Here is a 24041-nt window from a genome sequence, read left to right on the forward strand (position 1 = left end):
CCTCTTCCAACCCCACGAGTGCGCCAACTACCTGCACAACTCCGGATACGGTTCCGTCTAATCGAGTCCCGCTCTAGTCCCTGATGTCATGACCCAGAGGCTAGGTGGGGTCGTCGTCGGCGACGAGGACTACAAGACCATCTTTTTCGCCATGAAACACGTCTCCGAACGATCCGGCCACGATATGCCGGCGGGCCGCGACATTCCCGTGCCGACGCCTGCCGAAATGATGAGCGACGTGCAAGCCCTCGATACCTTCCAGGCGGGCTACAGGAAGCGCCGGAGTGTCGCGGAGGATGCGCGCAAGGCTTTGCAGGAACCGGCCAAAGCTACTTTGGTGTAGGCCACCGGCCGTCGATCATGCGGGCGCCTTGAAGCCGGACTGCTCGAGCCAGAACAGGTTTTCGGCCCTGCGGGTGATCTCGTGGAGATGATCCTCCTCAGCGTCACCGAACAGCGCCGCCGCGAGGGTCAGCCGTTTCTCGAACGAAACGCGACTGAAATTGAATGATGGATGGGCGGCGAGGATGGCCGCCTTGGCGGCAATCTCGGCGTTGGCAACCTTGGCCTCTGCCCGACCGTGAGCTTGAGCGTCTTCCCTAGCCGCGTCCAGGACCTCGTCGACAACCTCATCAAAGGCATCATGCCACGCGGCTGATGCGGACGATGTGTGCAGCACTCCATCGACCATGAAACCGGCCAGCGTCGTTCTGATTTCACCCGCATGGCCGGCGACGCGCCGATGAGCCGCAGTCAGTGACGCAGGCTGCTTTTCAACGCCGCGGTCCGCCAGGGCTTCAGTGGCGGCGGCGATCTCTCCGTCCGGATCGAAGGCAACCTCGACCAGATATACCGCCTTGGGGCGAGCGGCAGATATCAACCGGACGGCGTCCTCCTCCTCGAGCCGCACCAGGGGGACCGCAGTGCGATCCGCTTGTTCAGGTAAACCGTCGACGACGCAGGCCTGCGCCGCCTCGGCAGCCCCGCGGATTGCGGTCGCCAGATCTATCGCCAAATTTGCTGTCATAGCTGCTCCCTAGACACTTAGCCGTTCGCTGACGACGCTGCCCTGCGGTTGGCGGACGACGTCGAACCCCATTGGGATCTGTTCCTTCACGGCTTCGACGTGGCTGATGACCCCCACAGCGCGGTCCTGGCCCACCAGGTCGCGAAGGGTGTCGAGGGCTACATCGAGCGTTTCGTCATCGAGATGGCCAAAACCCTCATCGATAAAGATCGCATCTAGCTTGACGCCCCCCGCTTCGGCTTGGACCACGTCGGACAGGCCGAGCGCGAGGGACAGAGAGGCCAAAAAGCCCTCCCCGCCTGAGAGCGTGTGCGCGTCACGTTTTTGATCGGTGTGGGCGTCGTAGACTTCGATGTCCAAGCCAGCCCTAGCTCGACCGTCGCCGCCTTCGTATTTCCGCAACAGCGCAAAACGCCCGCGTGACATGCGCGCGAAGCGCTGGTTCGCCGCTTCCAGAACAAGGTCGAACGTCGCCGCGATCGCAAAATCGCGCAGCCGAAGGCGATGCGCGTTCCGACCGTCGGTCAGTTGCGCCAGTTCGCCGAGCACGCGGTATCGCTCGGTGGCGGCCGCAAGCTCCTCGGTTAGCCGAGCGACCAGTGCCCGGGTGGCCTCGATCTGGCCAAGCTTGATCGTCGTGGTGGTGAGGATCTCCTCGGCTTTCGCCAAGGCGGCGTCGGCCTCGACGAGTGCTGCGGAGATGGCCTCCAGGTTGGGACGATCGAGGCCATTGATCGCCGCCGCAGCGCGGTCGCGCCGATCATGCGCGGCGCCAAGTGCTGTGACGTGTTCCGTGATCTTCGTATTCAGGCTCTCAAGATTTGGCACGTCGGACTTAGCCTGGGCGTAATCCTCGTCTGTCAGGTCGGCCGCGGCCTTGGCGGTGTTGAACGCCGCGCGATGGGTGGCACGGGCGTCGCTGAGTTCCTTCACCCGAGCTTGGGCATGCGCGAGGGCGGAACGTGCGGCCTGAACGGCCTCACTGGTCCGGCGCTCGGCCTCGACGGCCGATTGATGAGCGGCATTCAGCTGGTCACGGCGCTGAATGGCCGTCTCGAGTTGTCGGGCAATCGCCGTGACGTCACGCAACTCCGCCGGCACGTCGGCCAGCGAGGCCTCAAACGCCGATGCGTCGGAGGTCGCCGCCTTGTCTGCTTTTGCATGGCGGTCACGCGCAGCAGTCAGATCCGCGAGGGTCGATGCGACATGTGTCCGGGCCACGTCTAGCGCTGCCTGAGTCGCATTCAGATCAGGGCCGTCACGGAGCGAAGCCAGCTCGCCTTCGACCGCGGTAAGCTCTGACGAGATGGCCGAGACGTCGCGATCCGGCGCCTGAAGCTCTGCGAGCCGGGTAACCGCTTGCGTCCATTCCCCGTCTGCGCGCGCCGCTGCTTGCGCGCCAATTCGTTCCTCGGCATCGGCGGCTTCTCGCGCACCGCGAGCCTCACGCCACGCGGCGTCCAGGCCAAGGCCCTCTTCGGCGGCGACAGCGGGTCGCGGATGGTCAGGGGATCCACACACCGGGCATGGCTGTCCATCTTCCAATTGATGAGCCAGGTGGGCCGCCTGGGCCGAGGCCAGCGTGCGCTCAGCCATCACTTCTGCCTCGCGGGCCTGCGTCAGTCCCCGGCGCAAACCCTCCAGGTTGGCAAGCGCGTCAGAGCGGGCGACCGCCAGCCTTCCAACAGCGGCCGTCGCGTTGGCGAAAGATGACGCGCGTTCCTGCGCCTGCTTTAGGGCCTGGAGCGCGCCCTCGATTTGCGAGATGCGCAGCATCCGGCGTTGCACGGCTTCATGCTCGGCGGCGGCTGTCGTTTGAGCCAGCTCTGCCGCAGCTTGTGCCGTCACTGTCTCATCGAGGACCCGCTTGGCCTGGACGACGCCCGAAGCGCTTTCCCGCGCCGCAGCCCGCAGGGGTTCGGCACCTGCGACCCGAACCTGGAAACCCTCCAGCTGAGTCACATTGGCAGCGGCCGCATCCCTCTCGGGCTGACGGGTCAACGAGGCCTGAAGGGCCGCCGCAGCGGCGGCGCTAACACGTTCCTGGTCGGTGGACTGCTCCTCCGCCTTGGCTTGAGCCTCAAGGCCAGCCTTTAGATCGCCCTCGGCCTCGGTCGCCCGGCTATCGGACGCCACACAGCTGAATGCCCGGTCTGCCGCTGATTTCCGCAGCTTCAGGCCATCGACCTCGTCAGCGCGGGCGAGGATGTCATTGAGGCCCGCTACAGCAGCGTCGTGTTCGGTGAACCGGTCCTCGACCTGTTGGGTGGATTGCAGTGTCACCCGGGCCGCGTCTCTAGCGGTGCGCGCGGCGTCCCGGCTCACCGTCTGGAGGCCCGCATCGATCTTCAAGGTTTCGATAAGCTGCGTCAACGCGTCGGCGTCGGACACGTCATGGGCTTGCAGATGGCCGTTGATCACAGACCGGCCGCGTTCGACCTCGTCACGCAGGTCGGAAGCTTCAGCCTTTAGGCGCTCAACGAAACGCTCGTAGAGAGAGACATCGAACAGGCCACGCAGCACGGCCGAGCGTTGATCACTCGACGCCGTCAAAAGCTGACGAAATTGCCCCTGGGGTAGCAGGACTACCTGACGAAATTGGGCGGCGCTGTAGTTCAAGATCGAGCGCATCCGGTCGGCGACAACTTCGACCTTGCGCTCCTCCATCACGACACCGGGGTTGTCGCCGTCAATGTCGTCGACATCGATACCCGTCGCGTCATAGAGGGCCGCCCAGTGCTGGCGCTCGACCAGGGCATCGCCGCGCTTGCCGCGAACTGTCTGACGCGGGCGCCGGACGACGTGATACCGCTTGGCTCCGACCTCAAAAACCAGCCTTGCCTCTGTCTCTACCTCGGGGGCGGCATGGTGCGACCGAAGGTCATCTCCCTGGCGTTCCTGGCCGGACGATTCCCCAAACAGGGAGAAGCAGATGCCATCCAGGATCGAGGTCTTGCCGGCCCCCGTCGGTCCATAGATTCCGAACAGCCGGCCGCTGAGCGCAGGTCGAAAATCGAGGCTCTGCGTGTCGGCGAACGGTCCGAATGCCGTCAGGGTCATTTTGATCGGGCGCACGGGCTACACCTCCTCGCTCTGGAGATCGGTAAGCGCCTCATCGATCATGCTCGTCTCAGTATCGTCAGGGACGCGCCCTCGGACGGCATCGAGGAAGCTGGCCACCAGCTTGACCGGGTCGCGCCGGTCGGCAGTCGTCGCCGCGGCGCCCGGGCCCACAGCCGCGAGCCGGTTCAGACGCTCAAGCTGCAGCACATGAGGATAGACCGCCCGCAATTGGCCAATCGCATCGATGAGAGCGCCCTCGTCGGTCAACACCGCTTTGATCAAGGCGTCGGCCCCAAGGGCGCCCGGCGCACGACCAGCGGCGAGCAGGTCATCGAGCTTGCCTGTGACAATCCGCAGCGGGCGTGGGCTGGTAAGCGGAATCTCCGTTATCTTCGACACCCCTGCGGCGCCCAGATCGACCAGCGTCAGGGATTTCTCCTCATCAGCCTCGTCGAAGCCGAAACCCATCCACGAGCCGCAGTATCTGATGTGCGGCGCACCGGCGTCCTGTGCGCGATGAAGGTGGCCCAGAGCCACATAGGCCGCACCGTCGAATATCGCTGACGGCACCGTTTCAATTCCGCCGACCTGCGCCAAAGGCCGTTCGGTCTCAGTGATCTGCCCCCCTTCCACGAAGGCATGGGCCGTCACGACCCACCGCGCGCCCGCAGGCACATGCTGGCGGGCCTGCACCAATTGGGCGGCGAGGGCATGGGCGGGACTTGCGATACCGACGTCGCCGAAGGCCTCTCGCGCCGCAAAGATCTCGCAGTATGGCAAGGCCGAAAACGCCACTTGGCCATGAACATCGCTGAGGACAAGAGCTTGCGGACGGTCCCGCAGTGGCCCGCGGATCAGCACGCGCCGGGGATCCTGAAGGGCAGCGTTGAAACTGATGCGGTCGGGCGCATCGTGATTACCCGCGATCGCCACGATGGCCGCGCCGGTCTTGCCATACACACGCGCCAGGAAATCGTTGAACAGCTGAACGGCTTCTTTGCGCGGCACGGCGCGGTCGAACAGGTCGCCCGCGATGATCAGCGCATCGACCTCATGGTCGATGATGGCTTCGAACACCTGGTCGAGCAGCCGGGCTTGGTCGTCGAGCAGGCTTTCCTGCGCGAGGGTTCGGCCAAGATGCCAATCTGATGTGTGCAAAATCCGCATCTGCGCCCAGCCCTCCGCCTGTATAGTTTCTATATGGACTAGAGTTCAACCGTCAACTAGACTCTCCCGCATGTCGCCCCCCACGCCGCGATACGCGTCTGAAGTCAGGCAGCGCTTCCTTGACGGGCTTCTCTTTTGGGAAGGCAGGGTCAATCGCCGCGACCTCATCGACACGTTTCGCGTTTCGCAGCCGCAAGCGGCACTTGACCTGAAAGCCTACCTCGCCGCCCTGCTCCCCGGACAAGTGATCTACGACACACGTCAACGGCGCTATGAGGCCTCGGCCGCCTTTCGGCCGGTGTTCGGCGTGCCCAGCATCGACACCTGGCTGGAACGGTCACGTCTGGCCGGTTTGGCGATCGAAGTGCTGCCGACTCTAGACCGGCCGCTCGACGCCAGTCTGATGGCCCACCTTTATCGGGCCATCCGGGACCGAAAGACCGTGCACGTCGCCTACCAGACGATGCGCCGAGCGTCGGCGGAAGATCGCTCTATCACGCCGACAGCCTTCGTTTCAGATGGCCAGCGCTGGCACGTGCGGGCCTATTGCCACCTCCGAGAGGCTTACAGAGATTTCGTTCTGTCCCGGATCGCGTTCTCGGCCGACCAGGTCGAGGCTGGGGTTGAGTCTGCCGAACTACCGGTCGACTCCGAATGGTGTTCTTGGGTCACTCTCAGATTGGCGCCCGCCGCCCACCTTGAGGAGAACCAGAAGCGCGCGGTCTGCTGGGACTACGGCATTGACGGCGAACTGTTCGTCACCGTCCGCCGGGCCCTGGAATTCTACGCCATCCGTCGCTGGGGCCTCGATAGGGCGGAGAGCCGCTTGAGCATTGTTGAGCGAACGGAATCTGCGTCAAATCCGGGGGCCACAGCATGAGGGTGGCTACTGCTCGACAGGCGCCGGAGAGTGATTGGCCGGCGATGATGCTTCGCCGCATCGATACCAGCCGCAACATGTCCAGGTTCTGGTCTGCGCGCCTCCAGCCTAGCTTGTTCGAGGAGGTGCTGCTGGTTCGAAACTGGGGCCGCATCGGCTCGCGAGGCCAAGAGCGATCCTACTGGTTTTCCACCAGACAGGCGGCTCTTTCGGCATTCGAGAAAATCACCGTGGCTAAGCGCCGTCGTGGTTATACGGCCGAAAGCTCTCAGGAGGCTGGCCGGCTAGCCTGCGGCCAGATCTCATGAGCAAACGACCAAAACGCATCATTGAGCACGCGCTGTTGCAGGGCGTCGGTCCTATCTCAGCGGAACGCTTGCTGGCCCTGCCGGAGACGGAATGGGGCCTGCTGCGATCCGCGATCACCGACGCTCGCCGCGCCCGGCCGCCGGCCCATGTCGCGCGTTGCCTGATGTGCTCGGGGCCTGTCTTCATCCAAGCTCGCGCGTTTCGCGGCCTTCGGCTGCCCTACTTCGCCCACTTCAAGGGCGGCGATGCGACCTGTCCTTGGCATACCGGGGAGACCCTGCATCCGGACGATGCCCGAGCGCTCCAGTATGGCGGCGCGCAAGAGTCCGCCACGCATCGGATGCTCTGCGAGCAAATCGCCGAGCTCGCCGCCGCAGATGAGCGGTGCGTCGCCGCGGAGGTGTCGAAGTACCTGCCGCCCAGCGACAACGAGCGCGGGCGCTATCCCGATGTCCTGATTGTCCGGCGGGGCGCCCCCAAGATCGCCGTGGAGATCCAGCTATCCAACACCTTCCAGACGGAGGTGTCCGCGCGCTGCCTGCACTATGAACGCGAAGGGGTCGGCCTGCTCTGGGTGCTCTATGGCCTCGACATGCAGGCCGACGACCTTCCTCAGTCCTTCCGGGACGTGGTGCTTCGCCACCGGGGTAACGCCTTCCTGTTGGATGACGAGGCCGTGGCGGAGTCGCTGGCCCGCCGCACGTTGGTCCTAAAATGCTACCTTCGCGGCCCGGAAGGTCGCTTTGAGGCCGGCCGGCTTATCACCCTCGACAACCTCACCTTCTCCGCGAGGGGCCCGCCCTATCTTGAGGATCGGATCACGCCAGGCCTCCTCGCTCGGGGCGAGGCTGCACGGACGCCGTGGCGGACCGCTCTAAGGGGTCGGAGCCCCGATTTCTCATACGCCGATCTACGCAGCCCCGCGTTTCTGGCGGCGAATGACCATCTTTGTGGTCTGGTTCCAGGCCTGCGCCAGTGGGAAGCGGAGACCCATCAAGGCCAGTGGATGATCGCGAACCTGATCGCCGTCGTCTTCTCCGTCCTGAGCCACGCCTATGGGACGTTTCGCAATTACGCCTCTCGCCAGGACAACGTTCAGGCCCTGCTGAACAGCAAGCTGCCGAGCGAGAACCTTCTGCCGTTCGCCCTGATCATGCGCGAGATCCTCCAGCGGTGCGGCGCCAACGATCTCCTGCCAGGCAGTGTCGGCCAACACCTCGATCGGGCCTTGTCGCTGGGCGACGGCAATTTCGTGCTCGACTACGAGGCACCCTGGGCGGCCATCGCGGTCCTGCTACCCGAACTCTTCGATCCGCTCCTGCGGTTCGAGCTGGAAACCCTGGACGCCCTCCCCACCTGGGCGCGTCCGAAGACGACCACCACTGGCAGAACGCGGGTCCCGCCTGCGCACCCCGCCCAGCGGCCCCAATCCCTCGAGGAGGACCATGGCTTTCCCCATCACCCTGGCTGAACGCCCCGACCATCCCGGCCTGGAAGTCCTGGACTCAGCCGTCACCGCGCTGTCCGAGGCCGTGGCGGCTCTGCGCGCCGCCGAGCTGGTTGTCCAGGACTGCAAGGCGGCATTAGCGCCAGCTGTTCCCAAGATCGACGACCCCGAGCTCGCCAAGCGCCTGGCCGTCTGGATCTACTGGAACATGCCGGAGGTGCCAGTCGCGCCGCTGGCCGAGATGGCGACGGGTTTGACCGCAGGCAGGGCCCAGCAGGCCTTCTTCAAGCTATCTGGAACCCACGCCAGCGCGGTGGCCTGTGCGGCCTGCGGCAAGCCGGTCGCCGTCCGCAGCCGGGATGAAATGAAGCGGGTGCTGACCGCGAAGTTGAAGCGCGGCGTCCTGCCGATCTGCGAGCCCTGCCAGACCAGCCGTCGGCCAGAGGCCCCTTCGGTCTATGTCGAACGACCCGTCCGAAACACGGCGGCGACAACCTTCGACCGGGAAGTCTTGACCCTCCATGCCGAGCGCGGCCAGCCAAAGACCATCGAAGCCCTCTGCCTCTGGGGCATGCAGAAGGTCGAGCTGGGTCCAGAACACATTCGTCTCTACTTGCAGGACGCTGATCTCGGCGTCGCAGCCGCTCTGAACGCAAGCCGCGAGGACTACCTCGAATGGCTGGAGGGTTGGGGCTCAGTGCGCTGTAGCGGCACGACGACGACGGGTGATCAATGCCGCAACACGGCGAAAGGATTGACCGGGCTTGAGCTCGGGGAGTGGCTCGCGTCCCGAGCCAAAGGCGGATACTGCGCTGTGCATGGCGGGTGATGCCGTAGTTCGGCGCAATCCGGCGCCGGGAAGCGCCCTCCTCCATTGAAAACGAAGACTGCAAGGAGCCCGCGCATCGCGCGTGGCGGGACGCGCCGTCGAGCGGCCGGCGGCGCCCCAAAGGCGCCCGCCAGGGGCGGACCCGTAGGAGCCGCGAAGCGGCGGGACCGAGCACGCCCGCCGGCCGCTCCCCGACTCCGGGGCATTGCGGGGTGTCCCCGCTCGAAGGGGTCGGCCGAGACCTAGGCTCGGCCGCAGGGGAAGGCTTTCCCCCTCACAGACTTGGACACGGTTCGTTTGCGCTACAGCGCCAACGCCTTGACCAGATCGTCATGCTCAAACGCGCTTTCCATGCGGCGGATCTCCGCCGGCCGCGCGCCGGCTGCGGCGGCCACATCCCGCCACGCTCGGGTTACCTGGGCGACCTCGCGGACGATGTCGCGGGCGTCGGCGTCGCTCAGCGAGAACAACCCAGCCACCGACAGCACCAGGGCCAGGTCACAGGTGCCGTCATCAAGGTCGATGGTCGTGGTCAGGATGCGCGCTTTCACGTCCACCGGCGTCGGGTTGAGATCGTAGGCCGGCGACAAGGTCCACCCCCCCTGCCCCAGCCACAGGAAGCCATGATTGCGCAGGTGATCGTCGACATTGGAGATCAGCACGTTCAGCACCATCCGGCGATAGAGTTCGGCGGCGTCGCGCTGCGCCTGGGCGCCGGTCTGCACCAGGACATCGACCAGCTCGGGATAGCTCCCCCGTTCCCCGTCCTTCAGGCCCATCATCGACAGCGCCGACAGGAACGGGATGCGCCCCTCCCCCTCGCGGTCGAACCGCCGCGATAGCAGGATCGCCTGACCGGCCACCTCGATCAGCTCATGAGCGGCCGTTCGGACGCCGGCCATCCCGGCCAAGGTCAGGGCCACCGATTCCCAGCGCTCTACGCTGTAGTCGTCATCGGGCTTTGGGAACTTGGCGATCGACAGCCGGCCGTGCTGATCGATCACCGAGGCCTTGGGCCGGGCGCCGCCCAGCGAAGACCCCGGCGCGAAGATCATCTGCAGATCCGCGTCGGTCTCTTCATCGCGCAGGATCCGGTCGGTCACCGCCATAAGGCGGCCAAGCTCGACTAGGCTGGGAACCCCCTGGGCCGTCGGCGCCTCGAACACCTCGCCGCCGGCATGGCGGAAGCGCAGGGCCCCCAGGCGCGACACATCGGAGACCCCGATCAGATAGTCGGCCTCGGCCAGGGTGCGCACCGCCCTCCCCTCCCGCTCGGCCCGCCGCCGCTCGGCGCGCTGCATCAGCCGCCGGCCCCAGGTATCGGGCGCCGAGTCGCCCAGGGAGCCGAACATGGCCAGCCCCGCCGCCGGCGCAAAGGCGCCGCGGTTCAGGGTCAGGGCCGGCTCCAGCGAGAACCGGTCTGGATCGGCCAGCCAGTCGGGATGGTATTCAAAAGCCACGGCCTCGCCGCCGCGCCGGGCCTGCCGGTGCAGGGTTCCGACGCGCTGGACGCCGCCCGGCCGGTCGATATGGACCTCGATGTCAGGCATTGGACGTGCTCCGAACCCGCAGGCGCACCCGCTTGGGCAGCGCCTCGTCGGCCAAAGACAGCCCGACCTCGTCCTGGCCTGGCGCCGCGAGATCACCAAGGCCGTCGAGCAGGCCCAGCGCCTGCAACACAGCCGCATAGATGCCCATGGCCACCATGGGGTCACCTGCCTCGACCTTCTGCAGGGTCTGGCGCGTCGTAAACGCCCGTTCGGCCAGGATCTCCATGGTCAGCTGGCGACGGCGGCGCGCATTGCCGATATCCTCGCCCAGCTTGCGAAGGGCGCGGCGAGTGGCGATGGAAGGGCGGTGCGCGGCGGGCATAATGTTATCTTATGATGACGCTATCGAGCTTTAATGTCGTAGCAGCCTTACATTAAAATAGAACTGGCGCCCAGCCCTCCGGGCCGTGGCCGCATCGACACATGACCGCCTAGCCCTCGACACAGGCCTCCAGGACATAGGCGTCTCCCTCGCGGCCCGTCACCCGGCAGACTTCCTGGACCCGCCGCCCGGCCGGCGCGCGGGCGATATGAATCACCAGGTTGATCGCCTGGGTGATGGCCCGGTAGGGGATGCGCTGGGTTACCTCCCCGATCAGATCCTCCAGCCGCGTCAGGCCCTCCGCCGCGCTATTGGCATGGATGGTCGCCAGGCCGCCGGGATGGCCCGTATTCCAGGCCTTCAGCAGGTCCAGCGCCGAGCCGTCGCGCACCTCGCCGATGATGATCCGGTCGGGCCTCAGCCGCAGCGTGTCGCGGACCAGGTCGGTCATGGTGACCTGCGGCTCCGTGCGTTTGGTCAGCATCTGGATCTGGTCCGCGGCGGAGCATTGCAGCTCGGCCGTATCCTCGATCAACACCACCCGATCCTCGGCGAAGGCAGGCTCGGCCAGGATGGCGTTGGCCAAGGTCGTCTTGCCCGATCCAGTCCCGCCGACGATCAGCATGTTCTGCCGCGCGACCGCCGCCGCTCGGATGATCGCCGCCTGCACCTCGGTCATCATCCCACCGGCGACATACTCGTCCAGGGTAAACACCACCTCCGGCCGTTTGCGGATCGCGAAGGCCGGGCTGGAGACCACGGGCATGAAAGCGCCCTGGAAGCGCTCCCCAGTCAGCGGCAGGGTCGCGCTGACCCTCGGGTGATCACGGGTGACTACCTCGCCGGCGTGGTCGGCCAGCAGGCGCAGGATGCGGTCGGCGTCCGCCGCGGCGAGGTGCTCTCCGGTCCACGACCTTCCCTCCCCGATCCGATCCACCCAGATCTTGCCGTCGGGATTGACCATCACCTCGACCACCAGCCGCTCGGCAAGAGCGCCGGCGATGACCGGGCCCATCGCCTGGCGCAGGGCCGCGACCTTGCGGTCGGTTACGACAGGATGGTGCTGCGACATGGCGCTCTCCACGGACTCGGGTTGGAAGGGGGCGAAGGGTCCACTACAGGCTCCCGTCGTCATCGCCGGGCCGCAGGGCCGCGATCGGCTGGGGCGCCAGGTAGTCCTCGGTCAGATGCCCCTCTGGCGCGTCCGCGGCGCCGTTGCCTGCGCCGGAGCGCGCTCGCGGCGGTGAGACACCCGCGAAGCTCTCAGGAGCCGCCACCACGGCCCGCACACCCTTCCAGTCGATCGAGGCCCGCCCAGGCAGGTCGGCCGCCTCGGGGCGCTGCTCATAGGCCGCGGGCACGCCGTTGAAATAGTCCCCCGTCCGCGCCTTGAAGAACGGCTCCTCGTAGTAGCGAATCTTGTCTGCCAGGATCGGCTTGGTGTTGTTGACGAACAGGAACTGCTTCCTGTCGTCCAAGCCGCGCACGTCCTCCTCGGAGAGGATGTAGCGCTGCTGCTCCGACTGGGAGGTCGAACGGTTCGCGCGTCCGAAAAGGCTGCGCGGATCGCTGTAGCTCTCGCGCATCTCCAGCGCCTTGCCCGCCCGGCGCGTCACCTTGTCGATGCTGGTGGGCTCCGAGGTCGCGAAGCAGGCCGTGATGTGCATGTTGTCGAACAGCGGCGTCTTGTCCCCGTACTTGGAAAAGACGTCGTTGAAGCTCTGGCAGATCAGGTGGGCGGTGATCCCATAGCCGGCCATCTCGCCCATGGCGTTTTCCAGGAACGGAAGACTGCCGAGCTTCGGGAACTCGTCGAGCAGCAGCAGGAGCCGGTGCAGCTTGCGCCGGCGACGGCTGTCGAAATGCTCATGCTCCATCAGGCTGTTGATGGTCTGGCGCGTGAACACCCGCACCAGGAACGCCAGGCGGTCGGCGTGGGCCTGCGGCGTGATGATGTAGAAAGACACCGGCGCCTCGGAGCAGACCAAGTCGCCGATGGAGAAGTCCGACCAGCTGGTCGCGTACTCCACCAAAGGGTCCGCCCACAGCGACAGCGACGCCCGGCAGGTGGCCAGCACATTGGATTTCACGCGCTCGTCCATGGCCCCGAGCGCCGTCGCCCCCAGCAAGACCTCGGGGTGGATCTCCGCGATCGGCGCGCCCTCGGCGTCCCGCGCGAGCCCGTCCGCCGCATGATAGTCCGGCCGCCAACGGTGCTGGGTGTTCATCATCGCGTGCAGGGTCGGCTCGATGTTGATCAGCAGCCGCCGGACCTGGGCCAGATTCTTCCGATCATCGGGCTCGCTGTAGAGAACGTGCAGGATGATCGCGGTGAAGAAGTCCGTCGCGCTCTGGTCCCAGAAGTTCAGGTCACCGGCCTTACGGCCCAGCGGGTCGACCAGGATCCCGACCACGTTCTGGATATCGGCGATCTCCATCGGCCCCTTGCGGACCTCGAACAGCGGGTTCCAGCGGACGGTGTTGGGGTCGGTCGGGGAGAAATAAAAGACGTGGCTGAACGTCTTCCGGTGATCGGCGGTGATGTGCCAAAGCTCGCCCTTGCGATCATAGATGAAGGCGCTGTGCGGCCAGGCGATCAGGGTCGGGACCACATGCCCGGCCCCCTTCCCGCTCCGCGACGCGCCCACGATGATGGCGTGCTCGATCCCGCCATAGGTCAGGTATCGACCGTTGAAACGGCCGAGCACCCGGCCGCTGATCTGACCGCTGGTTTGTCCGCCCGGGCCAAAGAGTTTGGCGCGCCGAACATCATCGACGTCGGCCCAGGCGTCCCGGCCAAAGGCCTTGGGCTCGCGCTGCGATCGACGGGTCAGCAGCGCCGCCACCATCACCGGCCCCATCGCGACCGCCAGGGCGGCCAGGCCCGCCAGGTCGAACGGCTTCGGGTAGCTCGGTTGGAAGCGCATGTACCAGCCGACGAACGACCAGGGCGCATAGACCCGCACCGCTCCCAGATCGAAAGCGCCGGCCCCAAACTCACGCGGATAGCCGTAGGTCTGCGCCACCATCTGGGTGGCCAGCGTCAGGCCGAGAAGGATCGACAGGGCCGCCAAAGGCAGGATGATCGAGGCGCGCGCCCGGCCGTTCATCGTCCCTCCCCTGCCCTAAAGGCCCGGAATGAAGCCACGTCCAATGACGCGCCCCAGTCCTCGGTTGAGCCGTTCCACGGCCTGTTGGCGGGCCGGCGCCGGGAAGCGCATCACCGCCTCCCGCGCAGGCCCGCCGATGTCGCGGATGAAACGGGTTTCGTCGGGAACTTTGGCCGGCACACGAAGCTCGCCCTGCCCCAGCGCCTGGGCGACCCGCAGGTCGTTGAAAGTCCGCGTGGCGCCGGCGATCCGCTTGTCCGCGCGTTTGACTTTCCGCTCCAGGGACCGCTTGCGACGAGCGACATCGGCGGCGGTCTCCAGCTGCGGGCCCCGGCGCGCCGCCACATAGGCCTGGCCCTGCGGCGAACGCGCCCAGGACGCACGAACTTCAAGCTGCAGGTCAGCCCGCCGGAGCGCCGACCGCGCCCGCGCGATGGCGTTCAGTTCGGCGTGTTTCGCCCAGATCATCCGGGCCGGATTGCGCACCCATTGGACCAGGTTCAACCGCTTGGACCGCAGCCCGGCGACGCGCCCTTCGACACGGGCGAGCCGTGCCTTGGCGAGCGCGCGCTCACGCGCCGCCTCCGCCGTCAGCGCCCGTTCGATCTGCCCGGCGGTCTCGATCTTCGGCCCGCCCAAGCCCGCCCGCTCAGCCGCCCAGCCATCGCGCTCGGCGACCATGCGCACCCGCATCTGCTCGGCCTCCTTGACCAGCTTGGCGACCGGAACCGAGATCAGGGGCGCGGCTTCCACAAGCCGATCGGCGGTCTCCTGAAAGTCCCGCCGAAGCTCAGACCGCTTGCGGTTATGGGCCGCCGCGTCGCGGTTCTGCTCGCCCCGTTCAGAGGCGATGTTCTTGCGCTCCAAGGCCGAAGCCGTGGGTCCAAGGTGGACACCTGGCTCGCGATCCAGGCCCCGCTCGGCGAGGGACAGATGCGAGACCTGCGGGGCGTCTGGTCCAAGGTGTAGGCGCAGGTGCTGGTTCTGGGTTTCGGCCCACGCCGCGCGCCACTTACGCACCGCCTGCGGGCTCCACCATTCCGGCGGCTTTCGCCCGAATCCCGCGGGTCCGACTGAGCGCGTCGTGACCAGCACATGGGCGTGGAAATTGCGCTGATCGCCCTCTTTTCCGGGCCGGTGCATCGCCACATCGGCGATCATCCCCTGCCCCACCAGGTGCTCTGAAACGAAGTCACGGACCAGCTCGCGGCGTTGGTGGAAGTCGAGCTCATGGGGCAGGGAAAGCAGCAACTCCCTCGCGGGCACGGCGTCCTTGCGGCGCTCCGCCGCCTCGGCCGCGTTCCACAATGTTTGACGATCCTGGTAGGCGGCCGGCGCATCTGTCGGCGTCATGATCGCAGCAAATTCGATGTCGGCCTTCGCCCCGAAATCGAACTCCATCGCCAGGCGATCATCGACCAGCCGGTCACCTGACCGGTAGGCGGCAGCGGCCACGGCCGAACGACCGGCAGCGCGCTGGATGGTCTGAACTGCCAAACGGTACTGAGCCACGCTAACCCCCTTTGACCGCCTGGCGGTCGGATCGCTAAGGGCCCTGGCCCTTGGCTCGAACCCTCGGCCGGCGCAGGCCGATCTGGGGTTCGAGGGTGTCGGGCGGAGCCTGACCGCGGGGGTCGATGGGCGTAGCCCAAACGACCCGTAACTGCGCCATTGTCCGTAATTACTGTTCTGCCATGGATAGACCATGACGGGCATTATTGATAGGTTTAGGCCGTTGAGGGCTTTTGCGACAACTATGGTGTGCGCCATGACCACGGTCGATAAGCGTCGAAGAAACACTCGCCCCTCGAAATATCGTCCGCGAACCGAGGCGCAGAAGGAGCAACGGCGCGAGCTGTGGATCGCCCGGACCGAGGACCGCCAGCAGGGTCGGCGGGTCTCAGAAGAAGACGCGCTGAAGCTCCGATTGGACGAGCTGGAAAGCGCGCTTCGCGATGCCGGCCATGATGGCGTGCATCGCCGCCGCCACGCCACGCCGCTCGAAGATATCGCGGACGACGAGCAGCGTTTCCTTGTGCTCAAGGCCCGCGTTGAACGGCTCGAAGCCCTGTGGTCGATCAACCAGCGCAAGCGGGAAACCCGCGCCAAGATCATCATCGGCGGCGCGCTGTTGGCCGAGGCCGGCGACGATCTTCTGGCCGGTGACGCCGAACTCCTCGCGCGCCTGGTCGACATCATCGACCGCCGCGTCGAGGGCATCCGCGACCGCCTCACCGTGCGCGAGCTGCTGGGCAATGTGCCGCTCTCGCTGCGCCCCGGAGGCGACGTTGAAGAGAGCCCCGAGAGCGCCCTCCAGGCCGAAGGTGCGACGCTCCCAGACTTCGATCTGATGGCGCAGTCGGCGATGGCCGACGAGCCGGTCACGAGCTTCCTGCCCAGCGACGTCGATGCGGACTATGCCGACCTCGATGGCTCCTGGCAGGCAGCATGATCACTGCCGCCACGCGGTCACGGTCCCGTCCTGCCGAACGAAGATCGCTCGGGCGCCATCGGCCGGTTGGGGCCGGCGATCACCGCCCTCGCCTGCCCCGTCCGGGGTCTCCGTAGGCGCCGCCACGGCGGCGGCGGCGGGAGTCGCGAGGGCGCGGTTCTCGCCCGCGAAGATCGCGCCGCCGGCGGACTGCCAAGGGTCGGATGCCGCACGGCCACGAGGCGCTGCGGCCGACCGGCCGGCACCGGGCGTCGAGCCCCCTCCCCTGCCCGCTTCCACGTAGAAGCTATGCGCGCCGATCACCGCCGAAGGCGGGGCGCCCCCGAAGTTCACCAGGCCGGCCGAGACCTCGCCGCGGGCCGCCCGGCCGGCCACGATCTGCGGGTTCTGGAAGAACCTGGCGCCATTGGTCGGATCGGGTAGCCGGCCCTCCAGGGCCAGGTTGATGATGGTGTCGATCCGCGCCTGCCGGGCCTCCGAGACCGCCGGCAGGCTGCGCCAGCTTCCCCCGGCGCGCATCACCGGCTCGAACTGGCGCCGGGCATTGACGACCGCCTCGACCGACCCGCCCCAGCGGCCATCGGCGAGGCGATTGACGATCGTGTAGACGACGCCCGCCAGGCCACTGTCGCCCTGGTTCGCGGCCTCGGCGTAGGCGACCCGCGCGATGGCCTCCCGCGCCTCGGGCGAGGAGACCAGCGTGGCCAGGGGCCGGGCGGGCGGAGTGGCTCCCGCGAACGGCGTGGCGGGGGCATATACCCCTGGGCAATTCACGCCGGTTGGGACGGGCTGAGCCGTCTCGCCCCGGGCCAGGAGGGCGCAAAGAGCAGCAAGGGCCGCAGGATCCATCATCGGTCTCCAGAGGAGTGAATTGAGGGGCTCAGCGGCCGGAAGACGCCGAGGATCTCGCGCGTCGTCACCGGCCCGAAATAGCGGCTGTCGAAGCTGTTCGGGATGCGATCGGAGAACACGAAGAACTCGCCGCGCGCCATCGCGCGGCAACCGACCCAGCGGGGCAGACCCACACCCCGGCTGTCATGGGTGAGCACCGGCGCGCGACGGATCCCGTTGATCGTCAGCGTCCCGCCGTCGGTGCAGACGTGATCGCCCTCCCCGGCAGCAATCGCCTTCAGGATTGGAATCCGGCGCAGGTAATCCATCTGCCCATCGGCGTAGGGAAAGGCCGGCGCGGGCGCCTGAAAAGCGATGATCGCGCCACGGGTGGGATGGCCCAGCGTGCGTACATAGAGCCCCAAAGGCTCGCTTGGACTGCGGTTCCAGAGGAGCGCCGGCTGCGGCAGGCTGGCGCCGAGGACCACCGCCGCGGCGACAGGAAGAATCGCCCACGCTGCCAAGGCCGGGGTCAGCCCCCTCGCCGGGCGGACGGACGATTTTCTCATGCTGACTTGGCCTTGCCTTCGCGCTCGCAACCGAGCCACAGGCTCGTCAGCGCTTCAGGCCAAGATGTGGCTCATGCCCGGTGTTTGTGGGCTTCGGACGCCCTCTCGGGCGCCCCGGCCGGTCACTGATACCCCGACGATTTGCAGAAGTTGCCAATTGGTAAGGTCGGCGAGGATGCAGGCGGCGTTTGCAAGCCGGCGCAGGTTGGCCGGAGTACGAGAGCTACAGGTCGGGTTAGCCGGGCTTGCCGCGATGGGCCCGCACGTTCTGACATTTCCAGGCCAGCATGGGCATGGCCGCGATGCGGACCTGGACTTCCCGGGCGACGTCGAGCCCGCCGGGGTCGATCTCACCGCGATCGAGAATCCCGTCGAGGAACGCCGCCTCCGCCGCGTTGAGCTCAAAGAGCGGCGCGAGCCGCGCCCGACACTCGGCGACGGTTTGAGCGATCCAGGCCTCTGGACCGCCCGCGGCGACGAAACGGTTCTGGGGCAGGCAGATGGCGAGCTTCTGGCGTAATTCGCGCGGATCGCCGCCGATGGCGTCCACGGACGCCAGTCGCCAGTCGCGCCGCCCGGCGGCGCCGTAGGCGAGCACCGCCGCTTTGATCTTCGCCCAGTCCAACCCGTCGATGTCGAGGATCCGGCGTGCGTCGAAGAGATCTCGCGCGGCGTTCCGGTCGATCAGGGCGACGAGTTTGCCGGCCACCACTTCGTGCAGGTCCAGAACTGCAACGCCGGAGGCGCGGACGCCGCCTAGATCGACGGAGTCCATCTTGACTGCGCCGAAGAGCGGCTGGCGGGACATGTAGTTGATGTCCACCTCGAGCGAGCCGCCGCCGCCCATGGCCGAGGCGAACCGGCCGATCCATTTGCCCCCGGCATGGTCGTCGGGCTGACGCCGGATGGCGTAGCCCTGGGCGGTCAAAAGCCGGTTCAGGGCAGCGTCGACCTCGGGCCGATCGGCCTCCATGTCGGCGCGGTCCAGCGCGCCGACATAGTTGAGGTCGATATCGACCGACAGCCGGTCCAGCGCCAGGTGGAAGACGTTCAGCGCCGTGCCGCCCTTGAGGACCAGACGGTTCGCAAGGATGGGGTCTCGGGCGATCTCCTGCAGCACTTCCAGAAGCCGCAAGACCTTCTCCAACGTCCCGGCCTGCAGGCCGGTCTCGTTGGCCAGGCGCTGGAGGGTCTGGGCGGACGGCGCGCTCACGCCAAGCCTTCAAACCTGGCGTCGATGACCGCATCGGGAAGGATCACCCGCCACCTGGACGCCAGGCGGCCGGCGCCAGGAGCGGCGCCCAGGGCGTAGCGGTTCTGCTTCGGCGCTAGGGCCTCCAGGCGATCCAGGGCGCCCGCAGGAGCCCCCAGTTGCTCTTGGCGGCGTTCCAGCCACCAGCCGGCCGCGCCCGCCGCCGTGGCGTTCCCCAGCGCTGCGAGGCGGTCGATCAACCGATCTGGATCGAGCCGGCCGACCAGGTCGAGCGAGCTGATCAGTTCGTCGGCCCCGCCAGCGAGATCCGGGCGATCAAAGAGGTCCGCGATGGTGCATTCGAGGGCGGTTGCCCGAACCGGTTGGCCGAGGCGGTCGACTGTCGCGAGGTCGGCGTCGCCGTAGGGCGCCGGCGCCTTGATGAACCGGCAGGTGAACCCGTTGGCGGCCAGCACGCCGGGCTGCCCCGGCGCCACCACCTGAAGGTCGAAGCTCTCCGAATAGGCATAGCCCTGGAGTTCAAGCGCGGAGTGGTAGGCGATCACGCCGCCGGGCCGCAGCCGCGAGCCGGCGAGAAAACGGTCGACCGACCAGGTTTCGGCGTTGGCATGCTTGGGGACAGAGGCGAACACGCCGCGTGCGACGCGGCGGATGTTGCCTGCCTTCAGGTGTTGGGCCAGCATGCTGCTCACCACCTTGTCGGCCGGCGCGCGGCCGATCGCGCGCGCGTATTCGGCCCGGTCAAAGACCGGGGCGTCGCTGAAGAATGGTGCGGAGCGCTGCCGTGGCATTTGGGGCTTCTAGTTCGTCAAGCATGAAGAAAGGTATATATAACCTGTAACCGTCGTCCGCTAGGGAGAACTAGACGGTCTCAGCGCCGTCCTGCAGCCAGAACCGGGCCAAGAGGCCCCCGAAAGCGCGCTCGGCGTCGGCCCGGCTCCCGCCAGCTTGGAGCAGAAGGGTGACATTGACCTCCTTCTTGCCCTTGGCCTCGACCCGGAAAAGCGGCCGGCCACTTGGCGACGAGACAACCTCGGCCGGGGCCTTGCCTGACCTCTTGGGGGATCCTGACTTCTTGGGGGCGTCGGCCGCCGCCGCGAGGCGGCGAATGACGTCCTGTGGCTTCAGGGGAGTCCCCTCCCCTTTTTGGTTGGCGATGACGCCCGCTTCGGCCAGCACCCGGCGCGCGCGATCGTCCGGCTTGAGCAGCGGCTTCAGCTGCGTGACGTGCTTGATCTTCAGCTCGTGCGGATCAGCGAACGCGGCCACGAGGTCGCCGGGCAACCGAGCCAGGTCGAGGTAGCGACTGAGCCAAGCCTCCGACACGTTGAGGCGCCCAGCCATGTCCTTCTGGCGGCCGCCGTAGTGGCGACCGAGGGCTTTCAGGTAGTCGCGCGCACGCTCAATGTCGCTGAGGTCTTCGCGGGCCCGGTTCTCCAGGTCGGAAATCCGGAACGCCTCTTCGTCGTTGAGGTCGCGAACCTCCACAAGGAAGCGGAAGTCGGTGTAGTTGTGGGCGCGCAGCCAGGTCACGGTCCAATGCCGGCGCGCGCCGCAGATCACCTCGAACTCGATGTCCGGCACGCCGCGGACCCGGCGCACGATCGCTGGGACCTCCTGGCGGCCCTGAGCCTTGAAGCTCTCGATCAGGTCCGCGCAGCGGGTCTCATCCAGCGCGGCGTAGTCGCGATTGTGCTCGCTCCAGAGCCGGCAGCGGGCCGGATCGACTTGCTCGATCGCTCGTCCCACGACCGCGCCGGAAGCCAGCTCGGCCATTCGGTTTTCCCGGCTCGCCAGGATGCCGACTGGCATTCGGGTCGGGGCCTCCGGCTGGGGCGCGGCGGCGTCGAGCGAGCCCATCAATCCGGCAGCGAAGGAACGGTTCTTGGAGCTCATGAGCGCGCCCTTTCATCTCGAATTGCACCGGTGCAATTTCCATATCCGCGGGTCATGCGTGGCCCTCCTTGCGAAGGCGTTCCACATGGCTCGGCCAGGTCTGGCGCACGTCGAGGAGGATCTCCTCGTTGACCCCATTGAGGTAGGTAAGGCACCGGTCCCGCACCGACTTGCTGGTCATCGGGCTGTTCATCTCATAGACGGTCATGAGGCGCGCCGTGACGTTGTCGATCTCGGCCGAGTCCTTCATGGGCGTCCGGATCATGGCCAGGCCGAAGACCTGGCGCATCAGCGCGAGTAGCTCCTTCTGCATCGACTTGTTCTCATCGACCTTGGAGGCGACGATCCGAACGAAATTAAGGTCGGGAGCGAGATCGCGCGACGCCAGCTGATTGAGCGTCTCGTCGAGCATCGTGAGAAACGCGGCCGTCGAGGAGAAGTCCATCACCGTCGGCGGGACCGGGATCACCAGAGCGTTCGCCGCCCGCAGCACGGACAGCGAAATGGCGCCGAGAGCCGGCGGCGGATCCAGGATGATCACATCGAACTGGTCGGCGATCGAGGCGATGCCCTGAGCCAGCCGGTCGAGCAGCCGCCCGCCCCCGCGCGCCATCCGCGCGGCGAGTTCGTACTCGGATTGGAACAGGTGCAGGTTGGCGGGGATCAGCTTCAACCCATCGAAGTGGGTGTCGAGCAGTGCGTAGTCGAGGGACCGCTTGTCGTCTTCGCGCAGGAACGGATAGAGCGTCTGGTCCTCGGTCAGGTCGAGGTCAGGCACGTAACCGAACAGGGTAGTGCTGGAGGCCTGACTGTCGCAGTCGATCAGCGCTACCCTGTAGCCCCGGATGGCCATGTACTGCGCGAGGTGTACCGACAGCGTGGACTTGCCAACCCCGCCCTTGAAGTTCTGGACGGCGATGACCGCGCAGGGATCCTCAGGTTTGCGCCACGGTCGCGTGCCGAACACGCCGCGCATGTCGTTCACCTGCGCCAGCGTGTAGCCCACCCGGCGATTGGTTTCGGTGCGCGGCGGCTCGGGAAGCCGGCCATCCTTCTCTGCATCGCGAATCGCCGCCGGCGTTCGGCCGACCAGCTCGGCCGCCTCGCTGATCGAAAAGAGCGGTTCGCGGCGCTCGCCGGACCGCGCCGCCCTCGCGGCGTCCCGCAGGTTCTCAACTACGGCCGAGGCCCGGCGTGCCAGCTGCGAGACCGGTCCGGCGAGGGAGGGGGCGGATGCTTCAGCGATGTTCGACATTGGACCTCACAGCCTCCCAGCAGGTTTCGAAAAGCCGGCCCCAGCCGTCTGAAAAGCGAAAGTGGGACCGCCTGGACGCTATAAGCGCATTGTTAAGGGCGTGTTAACGCTACGGGGGCCAGTTCAATCCCGATTCCAGATTTTCGGCCAGACCTATCCTGACCGTTTGGGGGCGTCCTGACGGGCACTGGGCTCTGTCGACTGTCAAATTGCACCGGTGCAATTGCTCGCGCCAGTAACCAGCCCACCCCCACATGGACGCGAAGTGTCTGTGGAGCCCGAAGACGTTCCTTGCGTGAGCCGTGGCGGCGCTATCCTGACCGCACGGGGGAAGCTCTCCGCCCAGGCCTCTCCGTGCCTGGCAGCGTGAAGGCAAATTGCACCCGTGCAATTCGGCCACGGCGCTCTGCTGGATGACGACCGCCGACCGAGCCGAGGTCTGGCCTCCGTCGTAGCGCGAAGGGCGCGTTTCCGGCAAAATTGCACGGGTGCAATTGCGGTCTCTACGGCCGGCCGCGGCGCGCTGCGAAGGCCTGGCAGAAACCCGTCCAGGACTTCACAAGCTTCTGCCCGGTAAGGCCGTCAAGGCGCGCGCCCATCTGTTCTCGATAGGCGGCCGCGATCAGGTCCCGGTCCCAGCCGCCACCATGCGCCCTGGAGATCTCACCAAACGGCCCCGACCCATACTGCAAGCTCCCGCTGGGAAATCCGACACTCCCGTCCGACCGCCCGGCCTGAGCCGGCCGCGGCGCCACACGCGGCGGGACCGGTCGAAGCGGGGCGGGGAGGGCAGGGGTCTCCGCCAAAATCTCTTCGACGGCGCCGTCCCGCCGCGCCTCGCGGCCTGCCGCGTGCCGTTCGATCTCGGCCACGGTGAGCAACTGCTCGGGCGCGGCTTTGGGATGGAAGTAGAATTCGATCTCCACGATCGCCCGGCCACGGCGGATCTCTCGCCAATCCACGGTGAAGTGGGCCAAGTGATCGATCTCGGCCTTGGCCTTGTCCAGGACCTTGCGCCGCAGCTGGGCGAAATCCTTGTAGAGTTCGGGCGCGATACCGAACGCTGCGCGGACCGCGGTCATATCGGCGCGCCAGGTGGATTGCCGACGGTGGAGTCGCAGGGCGCCCATCTCGTAGAGCCGCAAGGCGTAGCTCGAACGAAAGCCCAGAATGGCTTGCCGATTGAGCACCGCATAGGTTTCGGACTCCCGGATCAGCCGCCGCGCGTCAGGAGTGAACTCCCATTCAATCCAGCCGCTCTCACCGCCCTCTTCCTCGGTTTCCTCGCGCGAGGACTGGATCAGGGCGAAGCGTTTGGTGGCTTTGCGACCCCGCCAGGACAGGTCGTCGATCGCAAACAGCGTTCGGTGTAATTCCTCGAGCATGTCGGAGATGCGCTCGTTGCCCTTGTGGCCGCGGCGAATCTCCGACTTGCGCATTTTGTGGGCCATGGGCTGCCAGCCGTCGCCACCGGCGGTCAGGATCATCAGGGCCAGGAGGCGAGCGGCAGTCAGGCTGAGCGACTGGCCTCTGACGAACCTGACCTCGACCAAATTGCCCGGCTTGGCGAAGTCCTCGCCGTCGCGCGCCTTTAGGGCGTGCGCCACCCGCATAGCGCGGCCGGGCGCCAAACCCTCGGCGGTTTCAGCGTCGGCAATGTCGGCGTCGTCTTGCAGGGCGAATCCTCGGAGTCGATCAGTCCATCATTCCTGACCTCGAATCATTTCGCAAGACAGGATGGGTTCAGCTCGTGGCCCGCCCCCAATCGGTCAGGTTCCCCCCGACCGGTCAGGACAAGGCCCCCAATCGGTCAGGTCAGCCCCCCCGCGCGGTCAGGAAAACGCCCCCGTGCGGACAGGACAATCCGTGCAACTATTTGTTTTAGCGCAGGATATGGCCCTCTGAATCTGAATCTAAGAATCTAGAAAACCCGCTGCGTGTCCGCAGCGGGCGTGTTTCCAAATTTAAGTCTCAAGAAAAGCGGAGAGCCCCGCCCGGGTAACCGGGCGGGGCCTTGGCTCTACTCGCTTTCGGCGGGGCTCTGGTCAGGCCGGTCCAGCGACCGCAGTTCATGCTGCGGCGTGGCCACCACGACCTTGGAGAAGAACCGCTCCACACCGT

21 protein-coding genes are annotated in these 24041 nt (G+C 66.7%); 6 read left to right on the top strand and 15 right to left on the bottom strand.

All coding sequences use genetic code 11. The features are described from left to right. The first annotated feature begins 88 nt into the window (after positions 1–88). Positions 89–343, top strand: a complete 255-nt coding sequence (locus OCL97_RS20815; RefSeq protein ID WP_377371629.1) for a hypothetical protein — start codon at positions 89–91, stop codon at positions 341–343. 15 nt (positions 344–358) lie between these two features. Here the strand turns inward: OCL97_RS20815 and OCL97_RS20820 are convergent, their stop codons facing one another. The 3 genes from OCL97_RS20820 to OCL97_RS20830 are packed head-to-tail and all read right to left on the bottom strand — an operon-like array spanning position 359 to position 5257. Beyond that, the gene (locus OCL97_RS20820; RefSeq protein WP_377371630.1) at positions 359–1015 is read right to left on the bottom strand and encodes a hypothetical protein; all 657 of its coding nucleotides are present in this window, start codon (positions 1013–1015) and stop codon (positions 359–361) included. Between the two features lie 21 nt (positions 1016–1036). Further along, entirely contained in the window at positions 1037–4102 is a 3066-nt protein-coding gene (locus OCL97_RS20825) for an AAA family ATPase (protein WP_377371631.1), read from the bottom strand. 3 nt (positions 4103–4105) lie between these two features. After that, positions 4106–5257: an exonuclease SbcCD subunit D gene (locus OCL97_RS20830; RefSeq protein ID WP_377371632.1), complete on the bottom strand. Its 1152-nt coding sequence runs from the start codon at positions 5255–5257 to the stop codon at positions 4106–4108. A 70-nt stretch (positions 5258–5327) separates the two neighbouring features. Here OCL97_RS20830 and OCL97_RS20835 point away from each other — a divergent pair, with 70 nt between their 5' ends. From OCL97_RS20835 to OCL97_RS20850, 4 genes are all read left to right on the top strand, one after another. Then, entirely contained in the window at positions 5328–6137 is an 810-nt protein-coding gene (locus OCL97_RS20835; RefSeq protein WP_377371633.1) for a WYL domain-containing protein, read from the top strand. Positions 6138–6184: 47 nt separating this feature from the next. Beyond that, positions 6185–6445 (top strand): WGR domain-containing protein, encoded by a 261-nt coding sequence (locus tag OCL97_RS20840; RefSeq protein WP_377371650.1) that lies wholly within the window; start codon positions 6185–6187, stop codon positions 6443–6445. Between the two features lie 68 nt (positions 6446–6513). Beyond that, complete coding sequence (locus OCL97_RS20845) at positions 6514–7917, top strand: competence protein CoiA family protein (protein ID WP_377371634.1); 1404 nt, start codon at positions 6514–6516, stop codon at positions 7915–7917. Then, entirely contained in the window at positions 7892–8722 is an 831-nt protein-coding gene (locus OCL97_RS20850) for a hypothetical protein (RefSeq protein ID WP_377371635.1), read from the top strand. Before OCL97_RS20845 ends, OCL97_RS20850 begins: the two co-directional genes overlap by 26 nt. A gap of 302 nt (positions 8723–9024) precedes the next feature. Here OCL97_RS20850 and OCL97_RS20855 read toward each other — a convergent pair whose 3' ends face one another. The 5 genes from OCL97_RS20855 to mobQ form a co-directional block, all read right to left on the bottom strand. After that, entirely contained in the window at positions 9025–10272 is a 1248-nt protein-coding gene (locus OCL97_RS20855; RefSeq protein ID WP_377371636.1) for a type II toxin-antitoxin system HipA family toxin, read from the bottom strand. Beyond that, the gene (locus OCL97_RS20860) at positions 10265–10594 is read right to left on the bottom strand and encodes an XRE family transcriptional regulator (RefSeq protein WP_377371637.1); all 330 of its coding nucleotides are present in this window, start codon (positions 10592–10594) and stop codon (positions 10265–10267) included. The genes OCL97_RS20855 and OCL97_RS20860 overlap by 8 nt, the downstream gene beginning before the upstream one ends. A 109-nt stretch (positions 10595–10703) precedes the next feature. After that, on the bottom strand, positions 10704–11666 hold the full coding sequence (trbB, locus tag OCL97_RS20865) for a P-type conjugative transfer ATPase TrbB (RefSeq protein WP_377371638.1): 963 nt from the start codon (positions 11664–11666) through the stop codon (positions 10704–10706). Between the two features lie 43 nt (positions 11667–11709). Continuing rightward, positions 11710–13704 carry a type IV secretory system conjugative DNA transfer family protein gene (locus OCL97_RS20870; RefSeq protein WP_377371639.1) on the bottom strand — a complete coding sequence of 665 codons (1995 nt, stop codon included), beginning with the start codon at positions 13702–13704 and terminating at the stop codon, positions 11710–11712. Positions 13705–13719: 15 nt separating this feature from the next. Continuing rightward, complete coding sequence (mobQ, locus tag OCL97_RS20875) at positions 13720–15216, bottom strand: MobQ family relaxase (RefSeq protein WP_377371641.1); 1497 nt, start codon at positions 15214–15216, stop codon at positions 13720–13722. 256 nt (positions 15217–15472) lie between these two features. Here mobQ and OCL97_RS20880 point away from each other — a divergent pair, with 256 nt between their 5' ends. Further along, complete coding sequence (locus OCL97_RS20880; RefSeq protein ID WP_377371642.1) at positions 15473–16156, top strand: hypothetical protein; 684 nt, start codon at positions 15473–15475, stop codon at positions 16154–16156. Here OCL97_RS20880 and OCL97_RS20885 read toward each other — a convergent pair whose 3' ends face one another. The 7 genes from OCL97_RS20885 to OCL97_RS20915 form a co-directional block, all read right to left on the bottom strand. Next, positions 16157–17005, bottom strand: coding sequence for a cell wall hydrolase (locus OCL97_RS20885; protein ID WP_377371643.1), 849 nt, complete (start codon positions 17003–17005; stop codon positions 16157–16159). It lies immediately after the preceding gene. Next, positions 17005–17556, bottom strand: a complete 552-nt coding sequence (locus OCL97_RS20890; protein ID WP_377371644.1) for a S26 family signal peptidase — start codon at positions 17554–17556, stop codon at positions 17005–17007. Before OCL97_RS20890 ends, OCL97_RS20885 begins: the two co-directional genes overlap by 1 nt. A gap of 235 nt (positions 17557–17791) precedes the next feature. Then, positions 17792–18769, bottom strand: coding sequence for a nucleotidyl transferase AbiEii/AbiGii toxin family protein (locus tag OCL97_RS20895; protein WP_377371645.1), 978 nt, complete (start codon positions 18767–18769; stop codon positions 17792–17794). Further along, positions 18766–19560 (bottom strand): type IV toxin-antitoxin system AbiEi family antitoxin domain-containing protein, encoded by a 795-nt coding sequence (locus OCL97_RS20900; RefSeq protein ID WP_377371646.1) that lies wholly within the window; start codon positions 19558–19560, stop codon positions 18766–18768. Before OCL97_RS20900 ends, OCL97_RS20895 begins: the two co-directional genes overlap by 4 nt. A gap of 70 nt (positions 19561–19630) precedes the next feature. Continuing rightward, complete coding sequence (locus OCL97_RS20905; protein WP_377371647.1) at positions 19631–20665, bottom strand: ParB/RepB/Spo0J family partition protein; 1035 nt, start codon at positions 20663–20665, stop codon at positions 19631–19633. Positions 20666–20717: 52 nt separating this feature from the next. Next, the gene (locus tag OCL97_RS20910) at positions 20718–21920 is read right to left on the bottom strand and encodes an AAA family ATPase (RefSeq protein ID WP_377371648.1); all 1203 of its coding nucleotides are present in this window, start codon (positions 21918–21920) and stop codon (positions 20718–20720) included. Between the two features lie 503 nt (positions 21921–22423). Continuing rightward, complete coding sequence (locus tag OCL97_RS20915) at positions 22424–23551, bottom strand: replication initiation protein (RefSeq protein WP_377371649.1); 1128 nt, start codon at positions 23549–23551, stop codon at positions 22424–22426. Between the last annotated feature and the right edge of the window lie 490 nt (positions 23552–24041).

Origin of the sequence: Phenylobacterium ferrooxidans (genome assembly GCF_042714595.1) — a bacterium.
GTDB lineage: Bacteria > Pseudomonadota > Alphaproteobacteria > Caulobacterales > Caulobacteraceae > Phenylobacterium > Phenylobacterium ferrooxidans.